This window comes from Mesorhizobium sp. M7A.F.Ca.US.011.01.1.1 (assembly GCF_003998295.1).
Lineage (GTDB): Bacteria > Pseudomonadota > Alphaproteobacteria > Rhizobiales > Rhizobiaceae > Mesorhizobium.
Map to the genome: position 1 here is coordinate 16,313 of NZ_RZRT01000035.1, position 20,164 is coordinate 36,476.

A 20,164-nucleotide genomic window follows, 5' to 3' on the forward strand; every position below is an offset into this window, starting at 1 on the left:
CATTCCTGTGAGTCCACGGCCTGGTCTTTTTGGGCGGATCTGTTGACGGCTTGAACTTGGTCGCGGGGCGGACCATATCAAGGCCATCGGGAAAAATGCCATCTGGGTTTTTCCACTTTATGTCGCTCTTGAGAGGACAGTGTAACATGAGCCGAATGACGCCTTTTTCCAGCCCGCTTCTGCTTGGCTTCGACGCCATGGAAAAGACCCTGGAACGCTTGGCGAAATCCGGCGACAGCTACCCTCCCTACAACATCGAACGCCTCAGCGGCGCCGACGGCAAGACCGAAAGGTTGCGCATTACATTGGCGGTCGCCGGTTTCGCCGAAAGCGATCTCGATGTCACCACGGAGGAAAACCAGCTGGTCGTGCGCGGCCGTCAGACCGACGACACCGAGCGCGAATTTCTTCATCGCGGCATCGCCGCGCGCCAGTTCCAGCGCTGTTTCGTGCTGGCCGACGGCATGCGGGTGATCGCGGCGGAGTTGAAGAACGGTCTTTTGTCGATCGACCTCGATCGGCCGGAGTCCGAACGGCTGGTACGGAAAATAAACATATCGGTGAAAGACTGATCTTTACCACTGCATCGGCCGGAAAATCGGCACCGATTTTTCGAAAGCACGATGCAGCAAATTGAATGGCTCTCATGCGGGATGGCCTTGAGCGGCGTCCTCGCGCCAAGGAGGCTTTGAAATGACCAGAACTGAAAACATCACCATGACCAATGGCGAATTCGCTCATCTCGGCGAAGGCTCGGTCGCTTATCTCAGAAAGGTCTCGAGCGACGAATTGCTCGGCCGTTTCCCCAATCTCGGCGAAATCGCCCCCGGCATGGAACTGTGGGCCTTGTTTGCCGCCAATGGTCAGCCGATCCTGCTTTCCGATGCGCGTGACCGCGCTCTGGCCGGCGCCATGGAAAACGACCTGACCACCGTCGCCATTCACTGACAGCGATTCCGGCTGAAACGGAAAAGGGCCGCCCATGGCGGCCCTGTGGCGATATCATTCTCGAAATTCAGGCCGCGTGCGAAGCCTGGGTGTCCGACAAAAGCGCGTGGATAGCGGCGGCGTCGCGCGTACCCCTGATCTTGGCCACCGTGTCGGCATCGCGCAGCACCCGCGCGATGCGCGACAGTGCCTTGAGGTGGTCGGCGCCCGCCCCTTCCGGCGCCAATAGCAGAAACACCAGATCGACAGGCTGATCATCCAGCGATTCGAAATCGACAGGCGTCTCCAGCCGGGCGAAAACACCTGCGATGCGCTTCACGCCGGCCAGCTTGCCGTGCGGAATGGCGATGCCGTTGCCGACGCCGGTCGAACCCAGCCGCTCACGCTGCAGGATGGTGTCGAACACCTCCCGCTCCGGAATGCCGGAAATCGCCGCTGCCCGTTCGGACAGCAATTGCAGCAGCTGCTTCTTGGAGTTCGCCTTCAACGCCGGCAATATCGCCGGAACGTTGATAAGATCGCTCAGATCCATGCTTGAAAATCCCTTGTTCGCCTGCCGTCACCAGTCCCACCCCTCGTGTGGCCGGCTCTTATTGCCGTGCGACCTTTGTCATCACCGTGCGACCTTTGTCGTCACGCTTGCGCGACCTTGGTCGTCGACGGGTCGATCCAGCCGATATTTCCATCGGGTCGGCGATAGACGATGTTGAGATGGTCGGTTCCCGCATTGCGGAAGACAAAGACCGGGCTGTCCTTGGTGTCGAGCTCGATGACCGCCGACGCCACCGACATGGTCTTCAGCGTCATGGTTGATTCGGCGACGATGGCGGGCGCGAAATTCTCCGGAATGTCCTCGTCGTCATCGGCAAGCGGCGCCATCACCGTGTAGGCTATGTCGGTCGGCTGGCCGTTGGCGGCGCCCGAATTGTGCGATTTCAGCCTGCGCTTGTAGCGCCTCAGGCGGGTTTCCAGACGGTCCGCCGCCGCCTCGAAGGCCAATGTCGGATCCTGGGCATCGCCGGTGGCCTGCAGCGAAGCGCCGGAATCCAGCCGGATCATGCAGTCCGCCGAATAGCGCGAGCCCGATTTGATGACCGTGACATGTCCGGCAAAGCCGCGATCGAAATATTTGCCGATCGCTTCGCCGACGCGATCGTTGATGCGTGTCCGAAACGCATCGCCGATGTCCATGTGTTTTCCCGATATGCGCAGATTCATCTGAAAACTGACCTTCCTTGCTCAGGCTTCAAACTGGCCCGAGTTTATACTCGTGATCCGTGCGCACAAGCTTTGCGGCGTCACTTGCGCCGATTTTAAATCCAAACTTTCCGGTTGATCACAAGCCGCCCTTTGACCGTCCCGAGGCCAACGTCGTGACGGACCATCCGCATGCGGGCATCTAGCCCGTCTCATGCGGGCGGGCTTCTAGCCACTTCACCGCGGCTTGTCAATGAAGTGCCGGCCTGTGGAAAATCGACCCGCTCAGCGCCCGGCGCTGGCCATCGCCCGTTTCTCGCGTCGGCGCTGCACCGAGGAGGGGATATTCATGCCTTCCCGGTACTTGGCGACCGTACGCCTTGCAATGTCGACGCCACTTTCACGCAACATGTCGACGATTGCGTCGTCGGAAAGCACGTCGACGGGTTTTTCCTCGTCAATCAACTGCTTGATGCGGTCACGCACGGCTTCCGAGGAATGCGCATCGCCGCCGCCCGAGGCGGCGATCGAGGCGGTGAAGAAGTAGCGAAGCTCGAACACGCCGCGCGGCGTCAGCATGTATTTGTTGGCTGTGACCCGGCTGACCGTCGATTCGTGCATGCCGATGGCGTCGGCCACCGTGCGCAGATTGAGCGGCTTCAACTGCCGCACGCCATGGACGAGGAAGGCATCCTGCTGGCGAACGATTTCCGAGGCGACCTTGAGGATGGTCTTTGCCCGCTGGTCGAGACTGCGCGTCAGCCAGTTGGCGTTCTGCAGGCATTCGGCCAGAAAATCCTTTTCCGCCTGGTTCCTGGCCTGCGGCGAAACCTGGGCGAAATAGATATGGTCGACCAACACGCGCGGCAGCGTTTCGGCATTGAGTTCGACGGTCCAGCTGCCGTCATTGGCCGCGCGCACCTCGACATCGGCGACAATCGCGTCGCTGGCGCCGCCCGAAAACGCCATGCCCGGCCGGGGATCGAGCGCCCGGATCTCGGCCAGCATGTCGAGCAGATCCTCCTCGTCGACACCGCAGATCCGTTTCAATGCGTGAAAATCACGCCGTGCCAGGAGTTCGAGATTGGCGACCAGCGCCTTCATCGCCGGATCGAGCCGGTTGCGCACCGCAAGTTGCAGCGACAGGCATTCGGCTAGGTCGCGGGCAAACAGGCCGGCCGGCTCGAAGGTCTGACACACCGCCAGCACCTTCGCCACGGCGGCGGCATCCGCACCGAGACGAGCGGCGATCTCGGCCAGGTCGGCACGCAGATAGCCGCTCTCGTCAAGGCCGTCGGCGAGTTCGGCGGCGATCAGCCGTACAGCCGGGTCGGCGAAGGCTAGCGCCACCTGTTCACCGACATGGTCGCGCAGCGTGATCGTCGCGGCCGCCATATCGCCCGCATCAAACCATTCGGATGAGGAACCTGCGCCATTGCCGGAAGCCGATTTCCATTGCGCCGTCAGGTCGGGACCGAGCCGCTCGCTGGTACCAGGGTCGTCGGGAAACAGGTTTTCCAGCGACGTGTCGAGCTTGTCCGAGATCGCCTCGGCGCTCCACTGCGTCTCGTTTTCGAACCAGTCGCCTTCGGCGGTGGCTTGCGGCTCCGCCTCGATCTTCTGCGCCTGGTCGCTGGCGGCATCGTCCTGCGGCTCGGCGCGTTCCAGCAGCGGATTGCGCTCGATTTCCTCGTCGATGAAATGCTCAAGCTCGACATGGGTGAACTGCAGCAGCCGAATCGACTGCATCAGCTGCGGCGTCATCACCAGCGACTGCGATTGTCGTAGCTGTAGTTTGGCCGCCAACGCCATGGTTCGGTTTCAAACGCCTCGTCTACGCATCCCGACTTCCGGGCAAGAATTTTGCAGCCGGCCATAAAAACTGGCCCGGCTTTTGCTTGTCAAGGCAATTGGTAGCAAAACGCGCTTACCGGAGCGTTATCCCGGAGCAAAATCGAGAAAAAAGCGCCGCGCGAACCGCAAAAATCGTGTCAGGAAACAAATTTCACGCTCAGAGCGTAAAACCCTCGCCGAGGTAAAGTCGCCGTACATCCGGGTTTGCCACCACTTCGTCGGCCCGGCCATGGGTCAGCACCTGGCCGGCATGAATGATGTAGGCGCGGTCGATCAGGCCGAGCGTTTCGCGCACATTGTGATCGGTGATGAGGACGCCGATGCCGCGCGCCGTCAGGTGGCGCACCAATTGCTGGATATCGGCGACAGCGATCGGATCGATGCCTGCGAAAGGCTCGTCAAGCAGCATGTAGGCCGGACGCGTCGCCAGCGCTCGCGCGATTTCCAGGCGTCGCCGCTCGCCGCCCGAAAGCGACATGGATGGCGCCTTGCGCAGATGGCTGATGTGGAATTCCTCCAGCAGTTCGTCGAGATTGCGCTCGCGCACCTTGCGGTCCTTTTCGACCACTTCCAGCACGGCGCGGATATTCTGCTCGACATTGAGCCCACGGAAAATCGATGCTTCCTGCGGCAGATAGCCGATGCCGAGGCGTGCGCGACGGTACATCGGCATCGACGTGACATCGAAGCCGTCGATCTCGATCGTGCCTTCATCCACCGGCACGAGGCCGGTAACCATATAGAAACAGGTCGTCTTGCCGGCGCCGTTGGGGCCGAGCAGCCCAACGGCCTCGCCGGCGCGCACGCCGATGGTGACGCCGCTGACGACCTTGCGGCCCTTGTAGCTCTTGGTCAGCCCCTTGGCGATCAGGGTTCCCTTGAACTTTCCCGCATCGACGGTCACCGTGGCCGGCGCCGAAAGCTTGCCGGCGGCCCGTCCCGGAAGACGCGCCGTCAACGACGACAGGCTGGCCATCAGGGGTTCGTCGCTCCCGATTTCGGCGGCGGCGTGATCGACATCTGGACGCGTTGCCCAGCACATGGATCCACCTGAGCCAGTCCGCTTTTCATCTGCACGGTGAGCTTGCAGCCCACCAGAACATTGTCGTTTTGCGACAGAACGACCTTTTTGCCCGAAAGCACCAGCACCTGGCTCTTCATATCGAAGCTGCCTTGATCGCCGGTCGCGACCTGCGCATCCGACTTGATGTAAACCTTGTCGGAGATCTCCAGGTGATCGATGTTGGCCGAGCCCGTCATCGCCGCACCCGCGGCCTCCGTGCCCTTGGCAGCGGCGTTGGGGTCCTTGACGTAGTAGACCGTCATCTTGCCGGCCTTCATCAATGTCGGCCCCTGGACGACGCTGACATTGCCCGTAAAGATGGCGACACTGTCGGCCTGGCGGACTTCCAGCTTGTCGCTCTCGATCTGGATCGGCTTGTCGCCGGACAGTTTGAGGCCTGATTGACTGGTCGTCTGCGCCCATGACGGCACGAGTCCGAGCAGCAGCAACGCTGAAGTTGCAGCCGCGAGCCGCGTCGAACTACTGAGCCGCATTGGTTTCTCCGCTGTTTCCCTGTGCCGCCTTCAAGGCGGCGGAATCGATGTTGACGCGCACTTTGTTCTCGAAAACCAGAACCTTGCCATTGTCCTGGACCGACATCGTATCCGCCGTGATCCGCGACCCGCCACGGCTGACATCGACGGGATCTCCCGTCTTCATAGTGCCTTTGCCCATGTCGAGGAAGACCGATTTGAACTTGGCCTGCATGCCGTCGGTCGTGGTGATCGTCACGTCGCTGGTCAGGTTCATCGTATTGCCGTCGCGATCGTAGGTGCCGTGCGAGGCCTTGACCGCCGCCACATTGTCGGGCGCGATCGGCACCTTGGCGTCGATGCCTTCCAGCTCGATGATACCTTGCGTGCTGACATCCTGAATGGCACGCAGCGCCGTCATCGAATAAGGCTGCTTCTGCTTGGTGAAACCGTTGAGCTTGGGATTGGCCATCACCAGCTTGCCGTTGGAAAAGGCAGTGCCTTCCGCCTGAACCTTCACGGCGACGGGTGCGGCGAGATAGGAATAGATCGGGAAAGCGACCGCTATCAGTGCCGCGGCCACTGGCACGGCAAATTTGAGAACGCGCACGCGGCGCGAATGACGCTGTGCACGGTCGAAAGCATCGCCGCGCGTCCGGCCGTCCGCCGGGGAAGCCAACACCGCCTCGGCGTTGGTTGGTTCAATAGGTCGCGCTAACATTCACTGCTTTCTTCTAACCCTGCCCGCCCTTGAGCACCGCCTATAGGTGGGATGCCGGCGCTTTCAAGCAAGCACAAGCCCACGAAAACTGCAAAAGTGTGACAGCCGCCTTTGTACAGACGAAAACGAAGTCAGCACAACTGCGTATTCTCCATAGCAGAAACAGACACGCGGCGTAAAATTTATCAGCGCCTGTCTCGCCGCCCGACCTCGCGGTGATTGCCCAAAAACGTGAGGGGAGATGTCGGATGCCCCGCCTGGCCAGCCTGGTCGATCGTGTATGCGGCGTTGCCGATCACGTCGGCGGGACGCTTTTGGCTTTAGATCCGGTCGGCGTCAGGCCGCCTTCCGCTGTATGAGACCAACAAGAACGGTGCGCATTCCCGAATACGATGGGCTGCCAATTTTCACTTCCCAATCAGTGTTGCGTTTCCGAGGGTGCTTCACATTACGCAACGCTTGGCGGAATGTGTTCGGGTCGACGCCTACAGTTCGAGCCATATCTTCGGCGGTTGTGTGTTTGGCGATCATGAAATCTCCTATGCCTTTTGCCGGTATATAGGGCGTTTGCGCAACTCGGCCAAAGGATTAGCCGTTTGCGCAAACTTCAGACTGAGACACTGCCGGAAAGAGAACTGCTTCCCGATGAGAGGATCATGGTCTAAAAGCGTCCCCTTCCGCCGACTGAAAGGCTGACCATGGCACTGAGAGCCGACGACCTGATCGACCGCCGCCGTTTGCGGCGCAAGCTGACATTCTGGCGCGTTGTCGCCATAGGCATCGTAGCCCTTGGGGTGATTGCGCTTTCAACCTGGTTCTATGGCGACGATTTCGGCGGCTCGACGGTCGACCATATTGCCAAGGTCAAGATCGAAGGCACGATCACCGAGGACGAGGAACTGATCAAGCGCCTGGAAACCATCCGTCTTTCATCGAAGGTGAAAGGGGTGATCCTGTCGATCGATTCGCCTGGCGGCACCACCGTTGGCGGTGAATCGATCTTTGAAGAAGTGCGCAAGCTGGCCGCCGACAAGCCGGTGGTGGCGGAAGTCGGCACGCTCGCCGCATCGGCGGGCTATATGATCGCCAGTGCCGCCGATCACATCGTTGCCCGCAAGACCTCGATCGTCGGCTCGATCGGCGTGCTGATCCAGTATCCCGACGTCAGCGGCCTGATGGACAAGCTCGGCGTCAAGCTGGAGGAGGTAAAATCCTCGCCGCTGAAAGCCGCGCCCTCTCCCTTCAAGCCGACCAATGACGACGAGCGCGCCATGGTTCGCAAACTCATCCTCGACAGTTACAACTGGTTCGTCGACATCGTCGCCGAACGCCGCAAGATGACCCGCGAACAAGCGCTGGCGCTTGCCGACGGCTCGATATTCACCGGGCGCCAAGGCGTTGCCAACGGGCTGATCGACGCCGTCGGCGGCGAGGCCGTAGCGGTCGACTGGCTGGCCACCAAGGGCGTCGATGCCAAGCTCAAGGTCGTCGAGTGGAAGGATACCGAACGGCGCGGCGGCTTCCTGTTCTCGAAAGCGATGGCGCAAACCATCGGCAGTGCGCTCGGCCTGCCCGCCTACAGCGGCGACGTCATCCATGAACTCGGAGCCGACCGCTTGTTTCTTGACGGTCTCGTTTCCGTCTGGCACCCTTGAGACGCCGTTTGGGGCAAGTGAAAAAAGCAAATAAAATCATCCTCATAATTTTGACCGCACTGCTTTCTCGGGGACCCGTCTCATGATCAAGTCCGAACTTGTGCAGATTATTGCCACGCGCAATCCGCATCTTTTCCTGCGCGACGTCGAAAACATCGTCGGCGCCATCTTCGATGAAATCACCGATGCCCTTGCCGAAGGCAACCGGGTCGAGTTGCGTGGCTTCGGCGCTTTTTCGGTGAAGAACCGTCCCGCCCGCACCGGCCGCAATCCGCGCACCGGCGAATCCGTCGAGGTCGAGGAGAAATGGGTGCCGTTCTTCAAGACTGGTAAGGAACTGCGTGAAAGGCTGAACGGCGGCAAGTAGGCGCGACGTCAGCGCCTGACGGCCTTTCGGACAGGCCAGCTTCCGACGGAAAACATCATGTTCAATCGCTTCATGCTCATCGCGATCTTCGTGCCCCTGGCGATCATCCTGATCGCACTCGCCGTTGCCAACCGCGAACTGGTCGCCTTCACGCTGGATCCGTTCAACCCCGGCAATCCGAAGCTGACCCTGACTTTGCCGCTGTTCATCTTCCTGTTCCTGGCACTCGCCATCGGCATGATCGTCGGCAGCCTGGCAACCTGGGTCAAGCAGGGCCGCTATCGCAAGCTGGCGCGCCAGCGCGGCGTCGAGGCCGAGAACCTGCGCCAGGCGGTCAGCCGTGCACCGGCGGTACCGCAAAGCCAGGCTCCGGGAACGGCCCCAGGCTCCGCCCACGGGTCAGCCCACGGGTCCGCATTGCCGAAGCCGACCGCTTGAACCGCCCGTCGGCGGTTTTGTCCCCACGGAGTTTTGCATGCTGACCATTTCGGCCGCAGAGGTTGACCATGCGCTGAGCTTTGCCGGGCTGGTCGAGACGCTGCGCATGTCGTTTCGCGACGGTGCGGTGCAGCCGGTCAGGCACCATCATACGATCGAGCGGCCCGACGGTGCGGCCTCCACCCTGCTTTTGATGCCGGCCTGGACCGATCTCAACGCGGCCGGTACGTCGGCCGGCGGTCACGTCGGCGTCAAGATCGTTACCGTGTCCCCCGACAACAATGCCATCGGCAAGCCAGCGGTGATGGGGCTCTATCTCCTGCTCAATGGCGCCACCGGCGAACCCGAGGCCTTGATCGACGGCCAGCGGCTGACACAGTGGCGCACCGCCTGCGCTTCGGCGCTCGCGGCCTCCTATCTCGCCCGCGACGATGCCTCGCGGCTGCTGGTGGTCGGCGCCGGCGCGCTGTCGCCCTTCCTCGCCAAGGCGCACTCCGCCGTGCGGCCGATCAAGACCATCCGCATCTGGAACCGCACCCCGGCCAATGCCGAGAAAGTCGCCGCCGACCTGCGCGCCGAGGGTTTTGCAGCCAGCACGGTGAGCGATCTCGATGCCGAGCTTGGGCGGGCCGACATCGTCTCCTCGGCGACGATCACCACCACGCCGTTGATCAAGGGTGCGCTGTTGCAGCCGGGAACCCATATCGACCTGGTCGGAGGCTTTACGCCGACGATGCGCGAGAGCGATGACGACGCGATCAGGCTTGCCCGCGTCTATGTCGACACCCGCGCCGGCGCCACCAAGGAAGCCGGCGACATCGTCCAGCCGCTGGCCTCCGGCGTGCTGAAGCCGGAAACCATTGTCGCCGATCTGCACGAATTGGCGCGCGGGCAGAAGAAGGGTCGCGAGAGCGCCGGTGAGATCACGCTGTTCAAGTCGGTCGGCGCGGCGCTCGAGGATCTTGCCGCCGGCATTGCCGTCTACAAGGCGATGAAGACTTAATTCGCTGCCGCAGCCGTTTTGGCGCCCATCGCCTCTGCAATCAGAGCAAAATCGGCCGCGCTGACCGAAAACAGGCCAAAGCGAAGCTGATAACCCCAGTTCGACTTGCCGACGGTGAATTCGAGCTTGTCGAGCAGCGGCTTGATCGGCGCTTCCTCGGCCTTGGTCCACGCCACATCGCGGCGGAACGGCGTGAAGCCGGCGCCCATATCGCCCTGATAGGGCTCGCCTTCCCGCACCGTGCCGATCGCCGTGAAGGCCTGCAGGCCATCTTTCTCGCCCAAAACAGTGGTCGGCGAATAGTAGACGATGCCATCGCCAGGCTTGACGCGACGCAGCGGTGCCGCCTTGCCGTGGTTGACTTGCATGAAGCCGGCTGCGCGGCCCCGCCGGACATGTTCGGCCGACGCCACCGCGACCCAATACGCGCTCATTTATGGTTACCATTGGCCTGTTCGCCATCGGACAGCCAGTAGACGCGCAGGCGATGATTGTCGGGATCGAGCGCGACAAAAGTACGGCCGAAATCCATGTCGGTCGGCGTCTGCAGGATTGTCAGCCCGCGCCCGGACCAGTCGGCAGGGGCGGCATCGACCGCATCGGGCGTATCCAGCGCAAACACGATTTCGGCGCCACCGCCTGACGTGGCGGCTGCCGGCTCCACCGTATGGCGCGACCACAGGCCAAACTTGAAGCCGGCATCGAGCACGAACAGCACGAAGGTCGGCGAACTTTCGACCGGCTCACGGCCGAGCAGCGCGCTGTAGAAGGCGCCGCTCTGCTGCGGCTGGTCGACATAGAGGATGACGAAATTCGGGGTGGCCATATCTGCTCTCCAGGGTTCGGTGCTTCGACTTGGCGACCATAAGATGGTCTACTGTCAGATTATGGCAGCAGTCATCTCGAACCACGCGGCGTGTCGAGCGTTGCCCGCCATTCCTTGAGCAGCGCCTGGCGACGACGGGGATAGCGCGTATCTGTTGCATGGAGTTCGGTGATGCGATCGGTGCGAAAATGCCGGAAATCGTGCCGCATCTCGCACCACGCCACCACCACCCGCACCTTGTCGAAGAAGCCCAGCGCAAATGGCCACACGACACGCTCGGACGCAGCGCCGCCAGCGTCGCGGTAAAGAAAGCCGAGCTTGCGCTCGTTGCGGATGGCCTGCCGTACGAGGCCAAGGTCGATGGTCTCGATGGCCGTGGCGGGAGGGCCGACCAGCAGTGTGCTCGCGTCGAGATCCTCGCGCAGATCGTCCGGCAGGACAGCCGCGATCTTGGCCAACGCGTTGGCAGCGGCGGCCGAAAGACGCTGGTCCGGCTGCTTGGCGACCCAGCGCGAGCCGAGCACGATGGCTTCGATCTCCTCGTCGCTGAACATCAGCGGCGGCAGCATGAAGCCGGGCTTGAGCACATAACCGACACCCGCCTCGCCCTCGATTGGCGCGCCCTGGCCCTGCAGCGTGGCGATGTCGCGGTAGAGCGTGCGGATCGAAATCCCGAGTTCATCGGCCAGCGCTTGCCCGCTCACCGGCCGGCGATGCCGGCGCAGGCACTGGATCAGGTCGAGCAGGCGTTCGGAGCGGGACATCCGGTAGATTTGCCTGTTTCTTTGACATTGGTCCATCGCGGCCAACCTGAACCGGAGAGGCCGACCTGTCGGACTTGGTTGCGAAGCCGGTTGCCCTATGTCAAAAGCGGCCACCCCGTTCGGAGTTGCCCCCGCTTGAAGTCTTTTCGCGACAAACGCCGCGACAACCGTCCACATCCATCCGCGAAGGGTGCGGCGGACGTGTCACGTCCGCGTCCCGGCCAGGCTCCCGCCAGACCGGAAGCGCCACCGCGCGAGCGCCATGAGGCGAAGACGGAAAGTCGTTCCGAACCGAACTCGGCGCCGCGCATCCTGGCCCGCCGCGAAGGCGCTCTGCCCGCCGAACATCTTCCCGTGATCCTGGAAGTGGCGCCCAATGCCGATTATGCGCTCCTCGACAGCGGCACCGGCCAAAAGCTCGAACAATATGGCCCCTATCGTATCGTGCGGCCCGAGGGCCAGGCGATCTGGCAAAAGGCCTTGCCGGCAAAGGAATGGGAGCGCGCCGACGCCGTCTTCACCGGCGACACCGACGAGGAGGGCATCGGCCGCTGGCGGTTTCCCAAGCTGCCGCTCGGCGAGACCTGGCCGATGAAGCATGACGGCATCGACTATCTCGGCCGTTTCACCTCGTTTCGTCATGTCGGCGTCTTTCCCGAGCAGGCCTCCCATTGGGATCACATGGCCGGGCTGATCGCGGCGGCGAAGCGGCCGGTCAAGGTGCTGAACCTGTTCGGCTATACCGGTCTCGCCTCATTGGTGGCGGCTCGCGCCGGCGCCGAGGTCACCCATGTCGATGCCTCGAAGAAGGCAATTGGCTGGGCCCGCGAAAACCAGGAGATGGCCGGCCTCGGCAGCAAGCCGATCCGCTGGATCGTCGACGACGCGGTCAAATTCGCCGAGCGCGAGGAGCGCCGCGGCAGCCGCTACGACATCATCCTGTTCGACCCGCCGGCCTATGGCCGTGGCCCCAAGGGCGAGGTTTGGCAATTGTTCGAGGACCTGCCTGATTTGACCGACCTTTGCCGGGCGATCCTGACGCCGAAGCCGCTTGCCGTGGTGCTGACCGCCTATTCGATCCGCGCCTCCTTCTTCGCCATCCACGCCTTGATGCGCGATACGTTTGCCGGCATGGGCGGCAAGATTGAATCGGGTGAGTTGATCATCCGTGAAAAGTCCGCCGGCCGGGCGCTCTCGACCTCATTGTTTTCGCGTTGGGTGGCTGAATGAACGAGCGGCATGCAGGCGCACCTGGCCAGGTGAAGGAGGTCACCAGCCTCGCCAATCCGCTGGTCAAGGACATCAAGGCGCTCGCTCAGAAGAAGTTCCGCGACCAGCAGAACGCCTTCATGGCCGAGGGGCTGAAGCTGGTCATCGATGCGCTCGATCTCGGCTGGCAGATCAGGACATTGGTTTTCGCCAAGGCCGGGCGCGGCAACGCGGCGGTGGAGAAGGTGGCCGCACGCACCGTTGCCGCAGGCGGCATGGTGCTCGAAGTGTCGGAAAAGGTGCTGGTCGCCATCACCCGCCGCGACAATCCGCAAATGGTGGTGGGCGTCTTTTCGCAAAAATTCCTCGCCTTGAAGGATGTGCGCGCCGACAATGGCGACGTCTGGGTGGCGCTCGATCGGGTACGCGATCCCGGCAATCTCGGCACCGTCATCCGCACCGTCGATGCCGTCGGCGCCAAAGGCGTCATCCTGGTCGGCGATACCACTGATCCATTCTCCGTGGAGACGGTGCGCGCCACCATGGGTTCGATCTTTGCCGTGCCGGTGGCCAAGGCGACAACCGAGGCTTTCCTTGCCTGGCGAGGCGGCTTCTCAGGCCTCGTCGCCGGAACCCACCTGAAAGGCGCCGTCGACTACCGCTCGGTCGATTTTTCCCGCGGGCCCGTGCTGCTGATGATGGGCAACGAGCAGCAGGGGCTGCCCGAAAGCTTGGCTGCGAGCTGCGACAGGCTGCTCATGATCCCGCAAGCGGGCCGTGCCGATTCGCTCAATCTGGCCGTTGCCACCGGCATCATGCTGTTCGAGATCCGGCGCGGCGCGCTGAAGATCGAGCCAATCCTGGACCAGCAATGAAGGTTGCCTGCCCGTGAGATCATGGTCTCCCTACGCACTGCTCGTCGTCGCGGCAATCGCGCTCGACCAGTGGCTAAAGTACCTGGTCGAGGCCGATCTGCCTTTTCAGGAAAAGGTTGATCTGTTGCCCTTCCTGGCGCTGTTCCGCACCTACAATACCGGCATCGCCTTCTCGATGTTCTCGTCCTTCGGCGACACCGGGCTGATCGTCATTTCGCTCGCCGTCGTTGCCTTCGTGCTGTTCCTGGCGACGCGGATCGCGCCGACCCAGATCCTTGCCCGCACCGGTTTTGCGCTGATCGTCGGCGGCGCGCTCGGCAATCTGATCGACCGCGCCGTCTACGGCCACGTCATCGACTATATCCTGTTCCACACGCCGGTCTGGTCGTTCGCCGTCTTCAACCTTGCCGACGCCTTCATTTCGGTGGGCGCGGCACTGGTCGTCTTCGACGAGCTGTTCGGCTGGCGGCGCGAACCCGGGCCGTCCAACGCCAAGCCTTCCAAAGCCAGGCCTTCCAAGGCCAAGTCTTCGAAGGATTGACCCCGTGCGGCCATCGCCGCACAGTTCATGTCGTCAAGATCGCGGAGAAAGACATGTCCGAAACCTTCAAAGCCATCCTCGTTTCGCGCGACGCCGAGAAAAAGCAGTCGGTAACCGTGACCGATCTCACCGAAGCCGATCTGATGGAAGGCGATGTCACCGTCGCGGTCGAGGCAACGACGGTGAACTACAAGGATGGTTTGGCGATCACAGGCAAGGCGCCGGTGATCCGCCGCTGGCCGCTGGTGCCGGGCATCGATTTCGCCGGCACCGTCATCTCGTCTTCCCATCCCGACTGGCGTACCGGAGACAAGGTCATTCTGAACGGCTGGGGCGTCGGCGAAACCCATTTCGGCGCCTATGCCGGCCGCGCCCGCGTCAAAGGCGACTGGCTGGTGCCGCTGCCGCAAGGCATCAGCCCGCATGACGCGATGGCCGTCGGCACCGCGGGCTATACCGCCATGCTCTGCGTCATGGCCCTGGAGCGGCACGGCATCCTGCCCGATCGCGGCCCGGTGGTGGTCACGGGGGCGGCCGGCGGCGTCGGCTCGGTCGCGGTCTCGATCCTGTCCAGCCTCGGCTACCATGTCATTGCTTCCACCGGCCGCAATGCCGAAAGCCCCTTTCTGATCGACCTTGGCGCCGCCGAAGTGATATCGCGCGACGAGCTTGCCCAGCCGGCCAAGCCGCTGGCCAAGGAGCGCTGGGCCGGCGGCGTCGACGCCGTCGGCAGCCACACGCTGGCCAATGTGCTCTCGATGACCTCCTATGGCGGCGCGGTCGCCGCCTGCGGCCTGGCCGGCGGCATGGACCTGCCGGCCAGCGTCGCGCCCTTCATCCTGCGCGGCGTCTCATTGCTCGGCATCGATTCAGTGATGGCGCCGAAAGCAGTCCGCCTTGAGGCATGGCGCCGCATCGGCACCGACCTCGATCCGCAGAAGCTCGCCAGCCTGTCCAGCACCATCGGGTTCGACGGCATCGTCGATGCCGCACGCGACATCGTCGACGGCAAGATCCGCGGCCGCGTCGTCGTGGATATGTGACTCAGCCCAACTCTGGAAGGGTGGATGGAATCGCCAGGTCTGGTGGCAAAACCGCCGCGCCTCGGCAAAAAGCGCTCATCCGCTAAAATTCGAACGATCCGCCGCAATTTTCCATAATCTCTGTCTGGCAAGGATTTCGCATGATCGCGGAATCCGGCAGCCAACAGGCGGACACTGGCGACGACGTCGATGCGGTGCTCCCGCCGGCGGCGGCGCGGCGCTTCGTCGCCGCGCCGCCGCTGGTGCCCGAGCCGGAATTCTCCAGGCGCGAAAGCCTGCCCTTTCTGACATTCGTCGCCATCGTGGTGGTGGCCGGGCTGGCGCATCTGACCGGGGCACCAATCTTCATCAGCGTCGCATTGCTGGCAACCGGTCTTGCCGGTCTTGCCTTGCATCTGCGCGCCAGGCGGAGCGAACATCGCACCTCCGCCCTTCTTGACGAAACCACTGCCCGCAGCCGCGCCGAGATCGAGACGCTGGCCGACCGCATGTGGGAGATGCAGGAGAGCGATGAGCGCTTTCGCGGCCTGATCGACGCGCTTGGCGATCTCGTCATCCATCGCGACCGCGACGGCTACATCGTCTATGCCAACAAGGTCTTCGCCGATCTCGTCGAGATCGACCAGCGCGACCTCGCCGGCAAGACCCTGGCAGAACTCGGCATCGAGGTCGGCATGGTTCCCGATGCCGCCTTTTCCGACCATGAGTGCCTGAGTTCCACCGATGTCTCCATCAGCACGCCGAGCGGGCAGCGCTGGTTCTCCTGGATCGAACTGTCGGTGCGCGACAAGGACAGCGGCGCGGTTTCGCACCGCGCCATCGCCCGCGACATCACCGCCCGCAAACGCGCCGAATCCTCGCTGATCACCGCACGCGAACGGGCCGAATATGCCAGCCAGGCCAAATCGCGCTTCCTCGCCACCGTCAGCCATGAAATCCGCACCCCGATGAACGGCATCATGGGGATGGCCAGGTTGCTCGCCGACACCAGCCTGTCGCCGGAGCAGCAGACCTATGTCGGCGCCGTCTCGACCTCGGCCAGCGCATTGCTTGCCCTGATCGAGGATCTTCTCGACTATTCCAAGATCGAAGCCGGGCGTTTCGACCCCGAGCCGCAGCCGATGTCGGTGCGCGAGATCGCCGACAACATCATCGAATTGCTGGCAGCGCGCGCCTTCGCCAAGGATATCGGGCTGGGTTGCCATGTCGAACCCGACGTGCCGCAATTGATCACCGCCGATCCGGGCAAGGTCAGGCAGGTGCTTCTCAACCTCATCGGCAACGCCATCAAGTTCACCGACAGCGGCGGCGTGCTGGTGAGCATAGCACGCGCACGCACCGAAACCAGCGACCGCATATGCTTCACCATCGCCGATACCGGTCCGGGCCTGCGTGATGCCGACCTGGAGCGCATTTTCGAGGAGTTCGAGCAGGCCGACGGCACGTCGACACGCACCCATGGCGGGGCCGGCCTCGGCCTTGCCATCTCCAGACGCCTGGTGGCCGCCATGGGCGGCACGATCTCGGTATCCAGCCGGCTCGGCCAGGGATCCGAGTTCGTCTTCGAAATCCCTGCGATAGCGGCCACCGAAGCGCCACAGGGCCACCAGAATGCTCTCTCGGGCAGACGCGCGGTGATCCTGTCGAAGAACGCCGTCGAGGCCGACGCCATCGCTCGCACCATCCGCGCCAATGGCGGCGCGGTCGACATCGCCACCACTGCCGCACAGGCCGCGCCTTTCGCCGTTGGCTGCGATGCGATCCTGGTCGATGCAGCGATGGAAGAAGGCGACGGAAGGCTGCTCAAGCGCCTGCGCCAGAGCGGTTTCTCCGACTGTGAGGCGATCACGCTGATCGCGCCGACCGATCGCGGCATGCTTGGCGAGTTCCGCGCCAGCGGCTACGCAACCTTCCTGGCCAGACCGGTGCGTGGCGGAACACTTCTGCGTGTGCTGTTGAGCAGCCATGCTCCGAGCCTCGGCCCGCCGCAGCCGGAAAGGCGCGGCGCGCCGACGCTGCGCACCGTCGGCAACCGCCAGCGCGGCCTGTCGGTGCTGATCGCCGAGGACAATGACATCAACGCCATGCTGGCCCGCGCCACGCTGCTGAAGGCCGGGCATCGCGTCAAGGTGGTCGGCAACGGCAAGGCCGCCGTCGAAGCTGTCACCGGCGCCGCGCACAAGGACCGCTTCGACGTGGTCTTGATGGATCTGCACATGCCGGTGATGGACGGGCTGGACGCGATCGCCGCCATCCGCCGCCATGAGGAAGAAAGTGCCGTGCGGCCGGTGCCGATCATGGTGCTGTCGGCCGACAGCCAGGAAAAGACCCGCCATGCGGTGTTGGCCCATGGCGCCAGCGGCTTTGTCACCAAACCGCTCGACCCCGAGGCGCTGGTCAATGCTGTCGAGGGGCAGGTCGTCGCGGCCTGAGCTTTCCACCGCCATTCGGCACGGGCGATCACTTAAACGTAGCCGGTTGATCGTATTCGCCAGCCGACGAAGTATTGCCCATGACGTCGTATCACGGTACTGTCACAATCCTGTTGCACCTACACCGTATCCCCGTGCCAAGAGGGATGGCTCGAAGGAGAATCACTCGTGCATACAGTTATGCCGGAATGTGACACTCGGCCGAACGCCAGCAGCGCCTTGCTTGCCGGACGTAACGTCGATTCCGTCATAAAGGGCGCTGCGCTGGGCCGTATAGGCAATCTTGAAGTGCGGCTCGCTCGCAACGAGGCCGAGATCGCGGCCGCGCAGGAAGTGCGCTACCGGGTGTTCTACGACGAACTTGGCGCCAGGAAGGACCTGTTCCAGGCCCATGACCGCCGTGACGCCGACCGGTTCGATCCGCTCTGCGACCATTTGCTGGTTTTGGACACCACGCTTTCCGGTCCCGAACATCGCCGCATCGTCGGCACATATCGGCTGCTGCGGCAAGAAATCGCGGCCACGGCCGGTGGCTTCTATTCCGAAGGTGAATTCGAGCTGACCAAGCTCATTGCCCGTCACCCCGGCCAGCGTTTCCTTGAACTCGGCCGCTCCTGCGTGTTGCCGGAATACCGCTCGAAGCGCACCATCGAGGCGTTGTGGCAAGGCATCTGGGCTTACATCAATCATTACGAAATCGGTGTGATGACCGGCTGCGCGTCCTTTCACGGCACCGTGCCGGCGGCGCATGCCGAGGCGCTCACCTACCTAGCCCACCACTGCCGGACGAACTCGGCCTGGGACGTGCGCGCGGTGTCCGGGCGCTATTGCTCGATGGATCTGATGCCGATCGAGGCCGTCAATGCCAAGGCGGCGATCGCCGCGATGCCGCCTTTGGTCAAGGGCTATCTGCGCGTCGGTGCCCGCATCGGCGATGGTTGCGTCATCGATCGCGAATTCTCGACGGTCGATGTGTTCGTCGTGATGCCGGTCAAGGAGATCGGCGCACGCTACGTCAACTATTATGGCGGCGAAGCCCAGCGCTTCGCGGCGTGAGTGAGTAGGCAGTAGGCAGTAGGCAGTAGGCAGTAGGCAGTAGGCAGTAGTGATGACGCCACGATTAAGCTCCTGTGACTACTGATTATTCCCTATTCCCTATTCCCTATTCCCCATTCCCTCTCTTCACGGAATATCTTCCGGCCGCCTGCCGGGTCGGCTCTTGTAGGACGGAAACGACCAGCCGAATTTGAGCGCACCACCGCGCACGAGGAACGCCGCCGCAAAGCCGGCAAGGTCCGAGGCGAGCGGCGGCAGGCCGGCAAGATCGCCAAGCGTGTAAAGGCCGGCACCCGCAAGGGCCGCCGTGACGTAGATCTCGGGCCTGAGCAGCACAGATGGCTCGCCGGCAAGGAGATCACGCAAAATGCCGCCGAAAGTGGCGGTGAGCACGCCGGTGATGACGGACACGACCGGCGAACCGGTAATCGCAAGGCCCTTGGCCGCGCCCATCACCGAAAAAGCGGCGAGCCCGACGGCGTCGAGCCAGAGCAGCCATTTCCAGCGCGATTCGACACGATGCGCGCTGAAGAAGACCAGCACCGCAACCGCGGCGCAGACCAGCACATAGCCGGAGTTGGCGACCCAGAAAACCGGCAGGTTGAGGATAACGTCGCGAAGCGTGCCACCGCCTATCCCGGTGACGCTGGCCAGGAACAGGAAGCCGATAATGTCGAGTTGCTTACGCGAAGCCGCCAGCGCCCCGGTCGCCGCGAAGACGGCGACACCGGCATAGTCAAGAAGCGCGATAGGGTTCATGAGGCCAAGGCAGTAGGGATTAGGGATTAGGCAGTATGAATAGCACGAAGCCGCGCGATTGATACGACTGCCCTAGTTTCCTACTGCCTACTGCCTACTGCCTATCCCCTGCCTCACGCATCTTTCTCAGCCTGTTCGTTCACCGGCCCCGGCTCAACCGGTGCTTCAGCGGCGACGAACTTTGGCCCGCCCTTGGCGACGCCCACCATGGCCGGGCGCAGCACGCGGTCGCCGATCGAATAGCCCGGCTGCACGACCTGGACCACGGTGTTGGCCGGGACATCCGGATTGGGCACTTCGAACATCGCCTGGTGGAAATTGGGATCGAACTTCTCGCCTTCAGGCGCGAGCTTCTTGACCCCATGCCGTTCCAGCGCCGACAGCATGGCGCGCTCGGTGAGGTCGACGCCTTCGATCAGCGCCTTGAAGCCGGCGTCACCCGATGCCTTGGCTTCGGCGGGAATCGCATCCAGCGCGCGGCGCAGATTATCCGACACCGACAACATATCGCGGGCGAAATTCGCGACCGCGTAGGTGCGCGCATCGTGCACATCGCGCGCCGTGCGGCGACGCAGGTTTTCCATCTCGGCCGCCACGCGCAGCGCGCGGTCCTTCAGCTCTTCATTTTCCTTCAGCAGCCGCACAAGGGCTTCATAATCACCGTCGGTGCTGCCTTCCGTGCGCTCGGCTGTGGGCTCGGTCGCCTCGACTTCATCGGGCGCGCGTTCGTCTTTTGCCTGGTCGCTCATCGCCGTTTCCCGTCAATCTCGAATGATGTGGATTTTGTGCCCGATATCGATGTTTGGCGGTCAAAAATCAAGGGGTAAGCGACTATGGAAGCCGCCGGCCAAGGCCGGACAATGACAGGCAAGATATTTCGACTTTAATTCAAATTTTACCTTAACCGCCGGCTTTGCTTGCCACACAGGCATGATGGGGG

24 protein-coding genes are annotated in these 20,164 nt (G+C 62.9%); 12 read left to right on the top strand and 12 right to left on the bottom strand.

Annotation, left to right across the window (positions count from 1 at the left end):
- Positions 1-146 precede the first annotated feature (146 nt).
- Both EOA13_RS25460 and EOA13_RS25465 read left to right on the top strand, forming a co-directional pair.
- Positions 147-572 carry an Hsp20 family protein gene (locus EOA13_RS25460; RefSeq protein ID WP_023760739.1) on the top strand — a complete coding sequence of 142 codons (426 nt, stop codon included), beginning with the start codon at positions 147-149 and terminating at the stop codon, positions 570-572.
- A gap of 121 nt (positions 573-693) precedes the next feature.
- Entirely contained in the window at positions 694-948 is a 255-nt protein-coding gene (locus EOA13_RS25465) for a DUF1150 family protein (protein WP_023760740.1), read from the top strand.
- Between the two features lie 67 nt (positions 949-1,015).
- On the opposite strand, the gene ptsN is transcribed toward EOA13_RS25465, so the two are convergent.
- The 7 genes from ptsN to EOA13_RS25500 form a co-directional block, all read right to left on the bottom strand.
- A complete protein-coding gene (ptsN, locus tag EOA13_RS25470; RefSeq protein ID WP_013529589.1) occupies positions 1,016-1,480 on the bottom strand; it encodes a PTS IIA-like nitrogen regulatory protein PtsN in 465 nt (154 codons plus the stop codon).
- A gap of 101 nt (positions 1,481-1,581) precedes the next feature.
- On the bottom strand, positions 1,582-2,166 hold the full coding sequence (gene raiA / locus EOA13_RS25475) for a ribosome-associated translation inhibitor RaiA (RefSeq protein WP_013529588.1): 585 nt from the start codon (positions 2,164-2,166) through the stop codon (positions 1,582-1,584).
- Positions 2,167-2,430: 264 nt separating this feature from the next.
- Positions 2,431-3,957 (bottom strand): RNA polymerase factor sigma-54, encoded by a 1,527-nt coding sequence (rpoN, locus tag EOA13_RS25480; protein ID WP_127296381.1) that lies wholly within the window; start codon positions 3,955-3,957, stop codon positions 2,431-2,433.
- A 199-nt stretch (positions 3,958-4,156) separates the two neighbouring features.
- Entirely contained in the window at positions 4,157-4,975 is an 819-nt protein-coding gene (gene lptB / locus EOA13_RS25485; RefSeq protein ID WP_013529586.1) for an LPS export ABC transporter ATP-binding protein, read from the bottom strand.
- The gene (locus tag EOA13_RS25490; RefSeq protein ID WP_023812537.1) at positions 4,975-5,556 is read right to left on the bottom strand and encodes an LptA/OstA family protein; all 582 of its coding nucleotides are present in this window, start codon (positions 5,554-5,556) and stop codon (positions 4,975-4,977) included. The genes lptB and EOA13_RS25490 overlap by 1 nt, the downstream gene beginning before the upstream one ends.
- A complete protein-coding gene (gene lptC / locus EOA13_RS25495; protein ID WP_127296382.1) occupies positions 5,543-6,256 on the bottom strand; it encodes an LPS export ABC transporter periplasmic protein LptC in 714 nt (237 codons plus the stop codon). Before lptC ends, EOA13_RS25490 begins: the two co-directional genes overlap by 14 nt.
- Before the next feature lie 336 nt (positions 6,257-6,592).
- Complete coding sequence (locus tag EOA13_RS25500) at positions 6,593-6,787, bottom strand: hypothetical protein (protein ID WP_127296383.1); 195 nt, start codon at positions 6,785-6,787, stop codon at positions 6,593-6,595.
- 167 nt (positions 6,788-6,954) lie between these two features.
- Between EOA13_RS25500 and sppA the strand changes: the two genes are divergently transcribed.
- The 4 genes from sppA to EOA13_RS25520 all read left to right on the top strand — a co-directional run bounded on the left by sppA (position 6,955) and on the right by EOA13_RS25520 (position 9,719).
- Positions 6,955-7,911: a signal peptide peptidase SppA gene (gene sppA / locus EOA13_RS25505; protein WP_127296384.1), complete on the top strand. Its 957-nt coding sequence runs from the start codon at positions 6,955-6,957 to the stop codon at positions 7,909-7,911.
- 82 nt (positions 7,912-7,993) lie between these two features.
- A complete protein-coding gene (locus EOA13_RS25510; RefSeq protein WP_006200394.1) occupies positions 7,994-8,278 on the top strand; it encodes an integration host factor subunit beta in 285 nt (94 codons plus the stop codon).
- A gap of 57 nt (positions 8,279-8,335) precedes the next feature.
- A complete protein-coding gene (locus EOA13_RS25515) occupies positions 8,336-8,716 on the top strand; it encodes a LapA family protein (protein WP_127296385.1) in 381 nt (126 codons plus the stop codon).
- A gap of 37 nt (positions 8,717-8,753) precedes the next feature.
- Positions 8,754-9,719, top strand: a complete 966-nt coding sequence (locus tag EOA13_RS25520; RefSeq protein WP_127296386.1) for an ornithine cyclodeaminase family protein — start codon at positions 8,754-8,756, stop codon at positions 9,717-9,719.
- On the opposite strand, the gene EOA13_RS25525 is transcribed toward EOA13_RS25520, so the two are convergent.
- The 3 genes from EOA13_RS25525 to EOA13_RS25535 form a co-directional block, all read right to left on the bottom strand.
- Complete coding sequence (locus tag EOA13_RS25525) at positions 9,716-10,153, bottom strand: EVE domain-containing protein (protein ID WP_127296387.1); 438 nt, start codon at positions 10,151-10,153, stop codon at positions 9,716-9,718. The genes EOA13_RS25520 and EOA13_RS25525 overlap by 4 nt on opposite strands.
- The gene (locus EOA13_RS25530) at positions 10,150-10,545 is read right to left on the bottom strand and encodes a VOC family protein (protein ID WP_127296388.1); all 396 of its coding nucleotides are present in this window, start codon (positions 10,543-10,545) and stop codon (positions 10,150-10,152) included. Before EOA13_RS25530 ends, EOA13_RS25525 begins: the two co-directional genes overlap by 4 nt.
- A 71-nt stretch (positions 10,546-10,616) precedes the next feature.
- On the bottom strand, positions 10,617-11,309 hold the full coding sequence (locus tag EOA13_RS25535) for a YafY family protein (protein ID WP_127296389.1): 693 nt from the start codon (positions 11,307-11,309) through the stop codon (positions 10,617-10,619).
- Positions 11,310-11,444: 135 nt separating this feature from the next.
- Between EOA13_RS25535 and EOA13_RS25540 the strand changes: the two genes are divergently transcribed.
- The 6 genes from EOA13_RS25540 to EOA13_RS25565 all read left to right on the top strand — a co-directional run bounded on the left by EOA13_RS25540 (position 11,445) and on the right by EOA13_RS25565 (position 18,465).
- Positions 11,445-12,539, top strand: coding sequence for a class I SAM-dependent rRNA methyltransferase (locus EOA13_RS25540; RefSeq protein WP_023812530.1), 1,095 nt, complete (start codon positions 11,445-11,447; stop codon positions 12,537-12,539).
- On the top strand, positions 12,536-13,393 hold the full coding sequence (locus EOA13_RS25545; RefSeq protein ID WP_127296390.1) for an RNA methyltransferase: 858 nt from the start codon (positions 12,536-12,538) through the stop codon (positions 13,391-13,393). The genes EOA13_RS25540 and EOA13_RS25545 overlap by 4 nt, the downstream gene beginning before the upstream one ends.
- 13 nt (positions 13,394-13,406) lie before the next feature.
- On the top strand, positions 13,407-13,934 hold the full coding sequence (gene lspA, locus EOA13_RS25550; RefSeq protein ID WP_127296391.1) for a signal peptidase II: 528 nt from the start codon (positions 13,407-13,409) through the stop codon (positions 13,932-13,934).
- A 53-nt stretch (positions 13,935-13,987) separates the two neighbouring features.
- On the top strand, positions 13,988-14,977 hold the full coding sequence (locus EOA13_RS25555; RefSeq protein WP_127296392.1) for an MDR family oxidoreductase: 990 nt from the start codon (positions 13,988-13,990) through the stop codon (positions 14,975-14,977).
- A gap of 140 nt (positions 14,978-15,117) precedes the next feature.
- On the top strand, positions 15,118-17,409 hold the full coding sequence (locus EOA13_RS25560) for a PAS domain-containing hybrid sensor histidine kinase/response regulator (protein WP_127296393.1): 2,292 nt from the start codon (positions 15,118-15,120) through the stop codon (positions 17,407-17,409).
- A gap of 180 nt (positions 17,410-17,589) precedes the next feature.
- Positions 17,590-18,465, top strand: a complete 876-nt coding sequence (locus EOA13_RS25565; protein ID WP_023812526.1) for a GNAT family N-acetyltransferase — start codon at positions 17,590-17,592, stop codon at positions 18,463-18,465.
- Positions 18,466-18,591: 126 nt separating this feature from the next.
- Here the strand turns inward: EOA13_RS25565 and EOA13_RS25570 are convergent, their stop codons facing one another.
- On the bottom strand, positions 18,592-19,224 hold the full coding sequence (locus EOA13_RS25570; RefSeq protein WP_127296394.1) for a trimeric intracellular cation channel family protein: 633 nt from the start codon (positions 19,222-19,224) through the stop codon (positions 18,592-18,594).
- A gap of 113 nt (positions 19,225-19,337) precedes the next feature.
- Positions 19,338-19,973: a nucleotide exchange factor GrpE gene (grpE, locus tag EOA13_RS25575; protein WP_127296395.1), complete on the bottom strand. Its 636-nt coding sequence runs from the start codon at positions 19,971-19,973 to the stop codon at positions 19,338-19,340.
- Between the last annotated feature and the right edge of the window lie 191 nt (positions 19,974-20,164).